Source organism: Streptomyces sp. NPDC093598 (assembly GCF_044764825.1).
Lineage (GTDB): Bacteria > Actinomycetota > Actinomycetes > Streptomycetales > Streptomycetaceae > Streptomyces.
On the sequence record NZ_JBIWIV010000032.1, the window covers coordinates 1 to 10,793 of the forward strand.

12 protein-coding genes are annotated in these 10,793 nt (G+C 69.9%); 3 read left to right on the forward strand and 9 right to left on the reverse strand.

Features of this window, described 5'->3' with window-relative positions; translation table 11 throughout:
• Window positions 1-258 precede the first annotated feature (258 nt).
• The gene (locus ACIRDU_RS38400; RefSeq protein WP_397759015.1) at window positions 259-444 is read left to right on the forward strand and encodes a hypothetical protein; all 186 of its coding nucleotides are present in this window, start codon (window positions 259-261) and stop codon (window positions 442-444) included.
• A gap of 339 nt (window positions 445-783) precedes the next feature.
• On the opposite strand, the gene ACIRDU_RS38405 is transcribed toward ACIRDU_RS38400, so the two are convergent.
• The 8 genes from ACIRDU_RS38405 to ACIRDU_RS38440 all read right to left on the reverse strand — a co-directional run bounded on the left by ACIRDU_RS38405 (window position 784) and on the right by ACIRDU_RS38440 (window position 6,622).
• Window positions 784-1,023, reverse strand: a complete 240-nt coding sequence (locus tag ACIRDU_RS38405) for a hypothetical protein (protein WP_403588837.1) — start codon at window positions 1,021-1,023, stop codon at window positions 784-786.
• The gene (locus ACIRDU_RS38410) at window positions 1,020-1,517 is read right to left on the reverse strand and encodes a hypothetical protein (RefSeq protein WP_403588839.1); all 498 of its coding nucleotides are present in this window, start codon (window positions 1,515-1,517) and stop codon (window positions 1,020-1,022) included. Before ACIRDU_RS38410 ends, ACIRDU_RS38405 begins: the two co-directional genes overlap by 4 nt.
• Complete coding sequence (locus ACIRDU_RS38415) at window positions 1,514-1,960, reverse strand: hypothetical protein (RefSeq protein WP_403588841.1); 447 nt, start codon at window positions 1,958-1,960, stop codon at window positions 1,514-1,516. Before ACIRDU_RS38415 ends, ACIRDU_RS38410 begins: the two co-directional genes overlap by 4 nt.
• 539 nt (window positions 1,961-2,499) lie before the next feature.
• Window positions 2,500-3,297 carry a hypothetical protein gene (locus ACIRDU_RS38420; RefSeq protein ID WP_403588843.1) on the reverse strand — a complete coding sequence of 266 codons (798 nt, stop codon included), beginning with the start codon at window positions 3,295-3,297 and terminating at the stop codon, window positions 2,500-2,502.
• Window positions 3,298-3,476: 179 nt separating this feature from the next.
• On the reverse strand, window positions 3,477-4,316 hold the full coding sequence (locus ACIRDU_RS38425; RefSeq protein WP_403588845.1) for a hypothetical protein: 840 nt from the start codon (window positions 4,314-4,316) through the stop codon (window positions 3,477-3,479).
• Window positions 4,313-5,269 (reverse strand): PIN domain-containing protein, encoded by a 957-nt coding sequence (locus ACIRDU_RS38430; RefSeq protein ID WP_403588847.1) that lies wholly within the window; start codon window positions 5,267-5,269, stop codon window positions 4,313-4,315. The genes ACIRDU_RS38425 and ACIRDU_RS38430 overlap by 4 nt, the downstream gene beginning before the upstream one ends.
• 139 nt (window positions 5,270-5,408) lie before the next feature.
• Window positions 5,409-6,335: a helix-turn-helix domain-containing protein gene (locus ACIRDU_RS38435; RefSeq protein WP_403588849.1), complete on the reverse strand. Its 927-nt coding sequence runs from the start codon at window positions 6,333-6,335 to the stop codon at window positions 5,409-5,411.
• An 8-nt stretch (window positions 6,336-6,343) separates the two neighbouring features.
• Entirely contained in the window at window positions 6,344-6,622 is a 279-nt protein-coding gene (locus tag ACIRDU_RS38440) for a hypothetical protein (protein ID WP_381111530.1), read from the reverse strand.
• Window positions 6,623-7,259: 637 nt separating this feature from the next.
• Here ACIRDU_RS38440 and ACIRDU_RS38445 point away from each other — a divergent pair.
• Window positions 7,260-8,003: a TIGR02391 family protein gene (locus ACIRDU_RS38445; RefSeq protein ID WP_403588851.1), complete on the forward strand. Its 744-nt coding sequence runs from the start codon at window positions 7,260-7,262 to the stop codon at window positions 8,001-8,003.
• A 47-nt stretch (window positions 8,004-8,050) separates the two neighbouring features.
• Here ACIRDU_RS38445 and ACIRDU_RS38450 read toward each other — a convergent pair whose 3' ends face one another.
• The gene (locus tag ACIRDU_RS38450) at window positions 8,051-9,055 is read right to left on the reverse strand and encodes a hypothetical protein (RefSeq protein WP_403588853.1); all 1,005 of its coding nucleotides are present in this window, start codon (window positions 9,053-9,055) and stop codon (window positions 8,051-8,053) included.
• Between the two features lie 266 nt (window positions 9,056-9,321).
• Here ACIRDU_RS38450 and ACIRDU_RS38455 point away from each other — a divergent pair, with 266 nt between their 5' ends.
• Entirely contained in the window at window positions 9,322-9,588 is a 267-nt protein-coding gene (locus ACIRDU_RS38455) for a hypothetical protein (protein ID WP_403588855.1), read from the forward strand.
• The last annotated feature ends 1,205 nt before the right edge of the window (window positions 9,589-10,793 follow it).

Here is a 10,793-nt window from a genome sequence, read left to right on the forward strand (position 1 = left end):
TGGATACCGCCGACGCCGCGGTGGGCGAGGCGGGAGCAGCGGAGCGACACGATCCCACAGGTCATCAGGCACAAGATCATCCGACACCCGCAGAAGTCTGCCGCCCACCAGCCCAACTGCCAAGCCTGTGAGCCAAACTCATTCTGAAACGATCAGTAAGAGGGAAGACAACGACGACGGCGTGCTGTCCTTCACGCGAACCCGGGTCGGCGCGGACGACTGCAGCGATGAAATTCTCGACCACTTCAGAGGCGACCGGTGAGCCGCCGTACAGGGCTCGCCGCGATAGCGGGGCTGATCTGCGCCGGTGCCGTGGCGATCATCGCCGTGAGCGACGCGACGGAACCACAGCCGCAGCCCACTCCGCCGCGGGTGTACTCCTCCTGCCTGGCGGCCGACACCAAGCCGATGCCTGTGGGCGACGACCCGTGCGACGGCCGTTGAAGAACCACTGAGTGACTGTCCCCCGCAGGACGGCGACTGAGGCCCCTGCCTGTCCGCGCCCCTTCCGGCCGGCGCCCGCAGCCGGGAGGCCACCAGCGCCGCCCCGGGCCCCCGAGCCAGAGCGCCGCCCGGGAACAGGCAGTGTGGGCGCGCCTCGCGGAAGTCGAGGCGCCCGCCGCCGAGGCGGCGGGCGCGAAGGCTCAGCACAATCAGGAGCCGGCCGAGCACTATGTGGGCCCAGGCCCAGCGCCGAGAGCGCCAGGCCCAGGGTGCGCCAGGGCTCGGGGTGGGCGCACGCGCCTTGGCCCGGGAGGGACCTCGTGGCCGTGCGCAGCGTGGTCAGCCGTCGCGGCGGCGCAGGGCACGGAGCCCGACGTCGTACGCCATCGTGCCGAGGGCGAGGACCACGAGCGGCCACACGAGCAGGGATGCTTCCGGGATGGCGCCGTGGACCAGGGCCGCGCCGACGCTGCCGGTGCCGAGTACTGCGGTGCAGGCCGGAATGCCCGGCAGGGCGATCCGCAACACCACCTCCCGGCGGCAGGACGGGCGGGCTGCGACAGGGGCAGGGGTGCTCATCGGCCGCTCATCGTGGCCGCCTCGGCCGCGGGCGAGCTGCCGGTGATGCGCCCAGCAAGCCGCTTCACCTTCCGGCGGACCCTTTCGCCCTGCCTCTCCGGCTCCGCAGCACCTGCGGCCATGGCCGCTTCGGCCCAGGTGGTGACCCCACGGGCGCCGAGAGCGAGAGTCACCGCTCGCTCGGCCGGGGAGAGGGCCTTCAGAATCTCGATCAGGCGCGAGTCCTCGAAGCCGGTCTCGAAGCCGGGGTCGGCGGCGGCTTGTCCGCAGATCAGGTCGTACAGGGTCAGCCCGTCGCCGAGCGGGGTGTCGAGCAGCAGCAGTCGCGACTTGTTGAGTTTGCGGCGCCAGACCGGGGTGAGTTGCCGGTGGATGACACTGGCCTCTGACCTCAGCTTGTCCAAGGCCTCAGGGGTGAGGTGTCCTTGGTCGTAGAGAGGGTCCGCCCAGTTGCCGAGCAGGGCGGTGGAGACCGGCTCGTTCCATCCGCTCACCTCCCCAGCACCTCCGCCGTGAAGGAGTGAATCGTGGGTTTGTCGCCAGCGAGCGCGGCCTCGCGGGCGCTCAGCGCCTGGATCACCTCGGGTACCGGGATGTTCAGAGCCCGGAACCCAGACTCGATGGTCTGGTTGGCCGGGTGGCCGGCCTTGAGTACCGCCATACCGGTCGTGGTGGTGATCAGCGTGGGAGGGGCGACACGGTCGAACGGCTCCGGAAGGTCGAACGTGCCGTCCATGTCGAGGGCGATGCTCCCGTCCTCCCGGAGAGTCACGGTATCGCCGGCGCTCCCGCTCCACTGGGCCGGGAACAAGGCCATGACCGCGGCGCCGGTATTGGACTCGTAGTTGAACTGGCTGATCCGCTCCGTCAGATCGTTCTGGACGGAGCAGTCATCCTCGACCATGGTGTAACTGGGCGTCGGGTCCTCGGTGGCCATGGGTGCCTCCTTGTCGTGGAAAATCCTTCTCCTCTCGGTCCCGCCACGGACCCGATCCGACAACGCACCCCCCGAATCATCCTGTGATCCACATCACAGCTCGCGGAGGCGGCGAGCCAGCAGCAACAGCCGACGGGCATGAACGTCGCCCGCGGCGGCCCCCACACGCCGCCCTCACGGCCGGGGTGGATGGCCTTCACTCGTCAAAGGGCTCATACGGGCGGGTGGCGCTGATCAACGGCAGACCGATGCGCGACTCACGACCTCTTTGCGGAGGCGTCGGCTGCTCCGGCCACGACAGCGCGACGCCCTGGCCGCAAACCCGCGCTCGCTTCCGTGCCCAAGAGCCCTGCATCGGCGCACAGTAGCCACAGTGGCTTCTGCGCCCTCGCCCATTTTCAGTCCGAGCGGGGGACCGGTGGACGTTTCCAGGTGTAGTCGGCGAGCCGGTCGCTCTTAGCCCTCACCACGGGGTGGGAGAGAGTCTGTCCCGCCAGCCGCGAGTCGGTCGTCGACCGGGGGCCCCCGCACGCGGTCGCTCAGAGCGTGAGCACCGGTCGGGTGGAGTAGTTGTCGTACAGGCCCTCTCCGTCGGGTCCGTACGCGAACTCGGCCATGTCGGGGTTGCGGTTGGCGGTCGCCAGGGGGAGCCAGGCCAGCAGGTGGCCGTAGCCGCCGCACACCGACTCTCCTGCGTCGCCGCCGTGGACGGCGGTGACATCGCTGGTCAGCTCGGCGCGGTAGGTGTCGTAGGCGATGTGCAGGCCGAAGGCGTTCAGCTCGTTGTGCGGGCCGGTGTCGTCTCCGTAGGGGATGCGGTCGAGGGGACAGTCGTCGCCCCACCGGAACAGGGTGTTGGACCCGGCGCCGCAGGCGTGTTCCCACTCGTCGGGGCTCGGCATCCGCAGACCACGGGCGGAGAGGACAGCCGGTATGTCGGCCGGGGGTTCGGTCAGGGTTTCGTCTTCCACGGCCATGAGGACGGTGTCCAGGTGGACGCTGCGGGGAGCGCTGAGTATCCGCTCGAGGTGGGTCCGCAGATCCGGCCCGTAGCCGTAGCCCTGCTCCCGGCTTTCGGCGTAGTCGGCCGCCTGCTGCGCGGTCGGCTGCCAGGTGTTGAGGTCGAAGCCCAGGGATACCAGGCCTCCGGGTATCAGCGCGAACTCCTGCCCGCCCCGTTCGACCAGGGCGCGGTGCAGCGGGGCGCCGAGGTGTTCGGTGGCTTCGACGTGTGAGAGTCGGCCGCCCACGTGGTCAGCGGCCTTCTGGGCGATCCGCCGGGCGGTGACCTCGTCGAAGGTCCGCCACAGGTCGAAAGTGAGATCAGCGAGCGACATGGCCGGCAGTGTGGCACGCGGCACTGACACAGCACCGAAAGACGAAAGCCACCAGGTACAGACACCGCCAACCAGGCACGCGGGGAACCAGTTACTGGGTGGCCCTGCCGATGCCTTGCCCAGGCCCACTGACCGAGCACGCCAGCAGCGCCCCTGCCCGCTCCCGGTTGCGGTGTCGCTTAGCCGGATGTCTCCCAGGCGGTGGTGAACAGCGCACATTCGAGGAGGTCGGGGGCCGCGCCGGACGGCCAGCTGTCATCTGTGGCCAGCTGGTCGGCGGCGGCGTGCATGAAGGAGAGGTAGATCCGGTAGCGGTGGGGCGACCAGTTCCCTTCCGACCACACCCAGGCAGCGATCGAGCCGTCCACGTCGTGGCCGCTCTCGCGGCCGACGACGGCGGCCAGCTGCCGCAGACGCCTGGACAGCACGCGGTCGAGGATGAGCGGCCGCGGTCCGCGGGCGGGCGGCATGGCGATACCGGTGAAGTAGAGGAACTTGGTGAAGAAGGCCGGCCCGAGCCCGGGAACCTGCCCCTGGAGCGCGGCGTACGCCTGAGGCGCACCGTACTCGTGCAATGCGGTGACCGCGGCGGCCAGTGCCGCGTCGAGGCCGTCGAAGGCCAGGATCTTGTGGAGGGTCGACGGTCCGCTGCCGCCGGGGGTGCCGCGCTTTCCCTTGCCCCACACATAGGTGGCGACCAGCGCCTCCCGGAACGCCTCCCGCCGCAACGCGTCGGCGACGGCCGAGGCCACCTCCGCCCGGCTGACCGCAGCGTCACCGCCTGCGGAGGTGGGCGCCAGCGCCTTGGGCCACGGAGTGATCTGCGCCCACCGGCCGGGCGTGTACCGGATCGTGTGCGCGCCGGGTGTCCCGTCCGCGTAAGCAGCCGCATGCGTCTCCCACCAGCGGCCCAGCGCCCGTACAACGGGACCGGGCAGCAGGCGTGCGGCCATCTCGCGATCCACCGCGTCCGCGCGGTCCTGGCGGCCCCGCCCGTCCTGCCCGTGCTGTCCGTTCATGAGCCGCTCCCTGCCTGACGTGCCGCCGAGTCGGCCGATTCCTGCGATTCGGCCTGCATGGGTACGCCCCCACCCGGCACGAGCTCAGCGGCTGCCTGTTCCAGTTCCTGCCGGCGAAGCTCGCCGCCCTCGATCAGGTACGTGTCGGGCAAGGGCCGCGCAGGCAGCCCCCAGGTGCGGGCCCGGGTCCGTACGCCGATGTCGCGGCTGATGACGACCACCTCCGCGGGAGCGACGGCTTGGTGCAGACGCAGTGCCGAGGCCACCAACTCGTCGTCCGGCACAGCAAGGCGTGCGTGTCCAGGCTGATCGTCCGCGATGAACACGCAGGTTCCGTCGTCCGCGATCGCCTTCTCGGGCCCCGCTTCCAGCACCGACTCCAGCAGCCGGAACACCCCGCGCGCCCGCCGGGAGATCTTCTTGTCCCCGGTCTGGTAGCTCTTGATGTCGATCTCGTCGACCACGACGTGCGGCACCATGACCGCGGTGCCTTTCCCGAACACCTTCTGCCAGGGGACCTTGTCGAACCGCGTGAAGTGCAGCGTGGTGTTCGTGTCCAGCACCGCGTAACGCACGGCACCGGCACGCCCGTACCGCTCCTGCATGGCCCGCACCCGGTTGGCCACAGATCTGAAGTAGTCCTGGAGCTCGGCGATTTCCGCGTGCATCATCAGCCGGGCCTCGTCCAGCGGCGCGGTGAGGATCGCCCGGTAACGGTCCGCGCGGAGCTGTCCTGCGATCTCCCGGTCGGTGAACCGCCGGTTGAGCTCCTCGGCGGCTTTCCAGGTCCACTCGTCGTACCGCGCGCGCACGGCCCGCATCTCGACCTTGGCATCCGCGCCCGTTCTCATCATGGGAGGGATCCGGGTGGAGACGTCGTTCAGGCTTCCGGCCACGAGATCGTTATCCAGGAAATTGATCGCCTCGGCGCAGGTCGTTCCGGCTCTCAGCATGTCCTTGTTCTCTCCCCCGATGGGACTCGGTGCGCCCCATCGGGCCCATCCTGCCAGCGGCCGGCATCTGAACCCCGTTCGAGTCGGGCAGCGCCCCCCAGGGGGTGAAGGGCGCGCTGCGGAAGATCAGCGCATCCGCTCAAGCGCGTGTGTCGGGGGACGAGAGCCGACGCAGACCGTTGTCGGGGAGGCGGGGGCGCAGGGCAGCCTCAGGCGGGTGTCGACGCTGGAAGAGCCCCGCGTTGCCCTCGGGGTAGCGGGTGTAGAACGCGTCGTCTTCGGCGAAGAGCAGGTCGTAGGAGAAGAAGACGGGATCGACGCCCGCGGGCAGGGCGGCGCCGTTGCGCCGGACGCTTTTAGCGACGACCTGGGTGACGCCGATGGTGAGGGCGGTCTCGACCTCGTCGGCGGACATGGAGTCGAGCAGGTTCCTGAACCGAGGGCTGATCTTGTCGGTGTAGTGGGCCATCCGCGGTGGGGGTGCAGGGGTCACCCGTACTCCCCGGACGGCGGCGAAGCGGCTGTAGGCCTCGGCGTACAGGCGCTGCTGTGCCGGGCTGACGCCGCAGGCGGTCAGGTACGTGACGAGCTGCTCGAGGCTGGCGGGCAGGCCCTTGCGGTGCACGATCCGCCAGGCGGTGGTGGGCGGCAGCGGCGGCCGGTGGGGAACCCTGCGGCTGAGCTCGCGCAGGGAGGGTGCGCCAGCCCGCTCGTACTCCGCGGCCAGCGCGGCACCGAGGTCGTCCTCGCTGTGGATGAGGGCAGGTTTGGGCGCGTTGAGAGAGCGGAGCCGGCCGCGCCGCTCGGTGCGGCCGCGGTTGCGCAGCAGTCGGGCCCTGGTCTGGTCGGGAGCACTGGCCCGGCACGCCCGTAGATAGGCGTCAAGGACGGCGGGAGAGGGCGCCGCTGCGCCGGACTCGGCGCGCTGGACGGTGCCTCGGGAGATGCTGGCGGCCTGGGCCAGGGCGCGCTGGGTCAGTCGAGCGGCCCGGCGCAGGCCTGCGAGATGCTCGGCGAGGGCCGTGAAGGGGCTGTCCGGGGAGTTGGTGAAGGGGGAACGGGTCACGGCCTTCACTACCTACCCGCGGAGGACCGCACGGCGGCCTCGATGAGGACCGTCACCAGGCGGCGGCCGCCGCCGGCCGCGGTGAGGGTGGCCGCGCCGATCGCCCCCAGGCCACCCAGCAGTGCGAAGACGATGCTGAGCTGGGTGCCAGCGAGGAACAGGCCGCTGCCCAGCCCCAGGACGGCGACCAGCAGGATCAACGCGTGCGTGGGACCGAAGCGTCCGGCCGCGCCACAGCCACAGGCCGGGGCCGCTGCGGTGGGGCGGGGAACAGGGACATTGTTCATGGTGCAGGGGGATCCGTCCTGACGGGGCCTGCCGGCGGACGCGCCGGGGCCGAATTCTGGTCGCAAGGTGACGCAGCCCAGGGGCAGTTGGCCCTGCCCCGTGGTGCGGGCTGCGCGGACTCACAGCCTTCCACGCCCCACCTCAGCGCGCCTCGCCCCCGTGGGCGCTTTGCCCGATATGGGAAATCGTGGCCTCACTGCTGTTCCGCACCAGCCACAGAATCTGCAAAGCACCTGTCCCGCGCAACCGGGCCTGCAGGCGACGAAGTGAACGGATGCCACGCCTGCGGCAGCCCACCTTTTGTTCCAGCGGACTTGCGGCCTAGACCCCTTCACCAAGACAGTGCTCCCCATACGCCTCCGACAGCCTTCTGGTTGGTGGCCTCCTGACAGCTCCTGGTCGCAAGCCCAAAACCGCTTCAGGACCCCAGGCAGGCGCGTTGGTCCGCGCCCGCCGACACGAAAGTCGGCACCGTCACCGGTGCCGACTTCCGCGTGAGTTCCCGAATCGGGCCGCCCCTCGGCCCGGCACGTGCGACGAACCTGCGCGCGGCCTCCCGCCGATTTTCATACGGCCCGCCCCTGCTCCGCCTGCACGGCCGCAGAATGTCAGCGCAGCGCCGTAGCGTTATGGCCCATGAACTTCCAGTACATACCGCCGGTTCCGGCAGAGCAGATCCGGCAGCTGCCCACGCGGGATGTCGCACTCCTTCTCCTGCAGCACCTCGCCACCGGGACCGGATATCTGCAGTACGCGAGCACCATGAACTCGGCGCGGCAGGCATTTCAGGAAGAGCCGGATGCGGCCGCGCTCGTGAACCGGCTGTCCGACGCTTGGTGCTGGCTGGAGGCTCAGGCGCTCCTGGCCCGCGAGCCCAGCCAGTCCGAGGCCTTCCGCCGGATCTCCCGCGACGGCAGGGACCTGGCGAAGGACCCGCAGGGCATCACGCGGTTCGAGGCCCGCGAACGACTGTCCGGCCCGCTCCACCCGGATCTGGAGGGCACGGTGCGCACCAACTTCGACCTGGGTGACTACGAGACGGCGTGCTTTGCCGCGATGAAGGCGGTCGAGGTCGCCGTCCGCGACGCCGCCGGACTCGACAACTCACTGGTCGGCGTGAAGCTGATGCGGGAGGCGTTCCGGCCGCACGAGAACGGCAAGGCCGGCGGCGCGCTCGCCGATGCGGAGGCTGAGGGCGGCGAACAGGCGGCCACCGCGAACCTGTTCGCCGGCGCCATGGGCGCCTACAAGAACCCTGCCAGCCACCGCACCGTCAACTTCGACGACCCAATCGAGGCGGCAGAGATCATCCAGTTCGCCGACCTCCTGCTGCGCCAGGTTGAGCGGGCCAAGCGCCGCCAGACCGTGTCAACGACGTAGACCCACACGCGATGCCGGGCCGGACTGGACACCAACCCCGGCCGGCCCTACACGGGCTCCTCACAACTCGCATCCGCTCGCTTCCGGGCCCTTGCGGTCTGCTCGCGCAGAGTGCGGGTCCACGTTTGCATGAAGCCGGCTGCGCCGGTCTCGTCGCCGGGGATCTGGAAGAGGGCCGGGTCGGCGGCGAGCTGTTCCATGAGCGTCTCGTAGAGCCCGTCGAAGAGCGGATCGAGGCCGATGGCCAGGCCCTGGGCGAAGTGCCTGGGGGAGGAACTCAGGGCGATGACGTGGTCCAGGATGGGGAACACACCCAGCTCGTCAATCTTCGCCCGCAGCCCGGCTAGCGCCGGAGTGTCCGGCATGAACAGGGCGTGCATCGCGTGCAACCCGTAGAACATCCGCAGCCCGAGCAGCACCGTCCGGGCCCGCAGCAACTGCTCATCGCTGGCCTGCTGAACCGGCTCCAGCACGTCCGCGCGCTGCTGGAGCAGCCCCCAGTCCACCGGCGGACTCTCCCCGCGCTCAGCCGCGCCCAACATCTGTGTCCAGTCCTCGGCCGTCAGCCCGAACAGGGCGAAGGCGCCGAACGCCTCGGCCAGCGCATCCCCGCCCACCTCCTGCGCCCCCAGACCGATCGCCGCGACCAGGTGCACCACCTTCTTGAAGTCCGGCCCGTCCGGCACGTCCACGTCTTCATCGGCCTCAAGCGCCGCGCGCACCAGGGCGGGGTCCGCAGACCCGCGGTACGGATGTGCCGCAAGCAGCCGGCCGGCGACCTCATACAGCGCATCGGCGGCCTCTTCACCCGCCCCCGCCGCACCGCGTGCGAGCTCCAGCAGCCGATGCGACACCGTGCCCCGCAGCACCCAGACCACAGCCTCCCGCACCGCCGCCAGCGGCGGCTCCGGCACCCGCACCGTTCCCGGCTGCGCAGCCGCGCCCGCCTCGGCGAACCACTCCAGCACCGCCAGCCGACGATCCCGCCCCTGGCGAAGATGCCGCGCCAGCACCGCCGCGCTCTCCACGACCACCGGATCGACTGCGTCCACTACGGACCCCCGGCCCCGCCCGAGGCCTCGCCGCCGATGCCGCGGCAGCAGTCCCGCCCGCCGCCAGCTCTCCAACTGGCTTGCCGTCACCGTCACTCCACGCGCGGCCAGTTCACGGACCACCTGCAGATCAGCCGGACTCGGCGCTCCTCGTGCCATGCCCACCATTACAACCCCGAGAGGTGCAATGTTCTGCGGACTTGCGGCTCTGGCTCACTGGTCTCGGCACCACCCAGATTCGCCAACTCCAGACAGCAGGCCCGCCCATGACCCCAGAGCACCGAAACCGCATCCGAACCAAGGCCGCCGCCGGCCTCGCCACCGCGCTGCTCACCCTCCTCATCGCCAGCGCCTTCCACTATCCCGACCACGCGGCGAGCATCCTGCTCGTCCTCACATCCGCGCTCGGCGCAACCACCGCCACCCTCGCCCTCGCCGCGGCCTTCGCCCCCACCACCGCCACCCGCACAACCGCCCGCCACACCCTCGACCTCCTGCTGCGCCTCGTACCCTGGTACACACCCCGAGACTGACGACACGGACGGCAGTATCAGCCTGGATGTCTGTGCAGCGAAGCGGAACTGACATCACCACACCGACCCGGGCACCCCGCTGCGCAACCACCCCGATCTCCACGCCGAGAGGCACCAGCCCCAAATCCGGATCCATCGAAAATTTCCGCCGAAGGCAACGACCGGCCCCACCCCCCACCCCCGTAGCCAGCCGCCCGCGCATGCGGGCCAGGTCCGGGAGCGCAGCGAACGGACCCTCAAGGCTCCCTCCAGGAGCGCAGCGACTGAAGGGGGGAGCCGGCTCGAAGCGAAGCGGAGAGCCGGAAGGGCACTCACCCAAACTGCGTATATGACCAAAGTTCTGACGGAAGGAAATACAGGGCTCGGAGCGCAGCGCAGAGCCCACTCCTCGCAACGCGAGGAGTCTCACTCCGTCACCCCGCGCGCAGCGCGGGAGTTCCCTGGAAGCCTGCGGAGCAGGCTTTTCACCATCCGCCATGGTGAAGCCCGCCTTGATCCAAGGCGCTCATAGTGCGTCCTGCAGCAGCACACACGACGCATCGTTGCAGCCCTATAATTCCAGAATCTATCTTAGTAGCAAAATGAAGCACACAGCCGCGTGAATCAACCTCGACGTCATGGGTACTCCGCATCGGAATCCAACATCTTCGAGCCGCTTCCGGAGTGTCATGACGCAGGAGACTGAAAATGAGATGGGCAACCGGTTCTGCAAGGCGTGTGGCACGCCGGCCGAAGACGGGAAGTTGTGCAGCCACTGCGGAACGGTTCTGGACTTCCCGGACGAGGATGGGCTGATTGAGGATTAAGGCGCTGCAATTCGGCGGGATTTCGAAGAGCGTGCCCGCAACCCGGAAGGCTGACTAGTTCCATCAGATCAAAGGGTGAGCAGCCAGAGTCAGACGCACCCACCCCTCTCCTCGCTGCCCGGGCCGAAGGCCCGTTGCCTGCACCGCGCAGCGGGGCCGGCCTTTTGGCCGCGTAGCGGCCCGGCTGGCTGGAGCGCAGCGAAGGCCCCCCTCAGGGGGCCGTAGGCCCCGCAGCTCCGGGAGCGCAGCGGACGGAGCGTCACCCGCCTTGCGCAGCAAGGCGGGTGTGCTGCTCGCGCAGCGAGCAGCAGCGCTCACGCGGAGCGGGAGCGCAACCTCCGCGCGCAGCGCGGAGGTTCGCTTGCCCATCGCGCAGCGATGGGGGACCCGCTCCGCGGG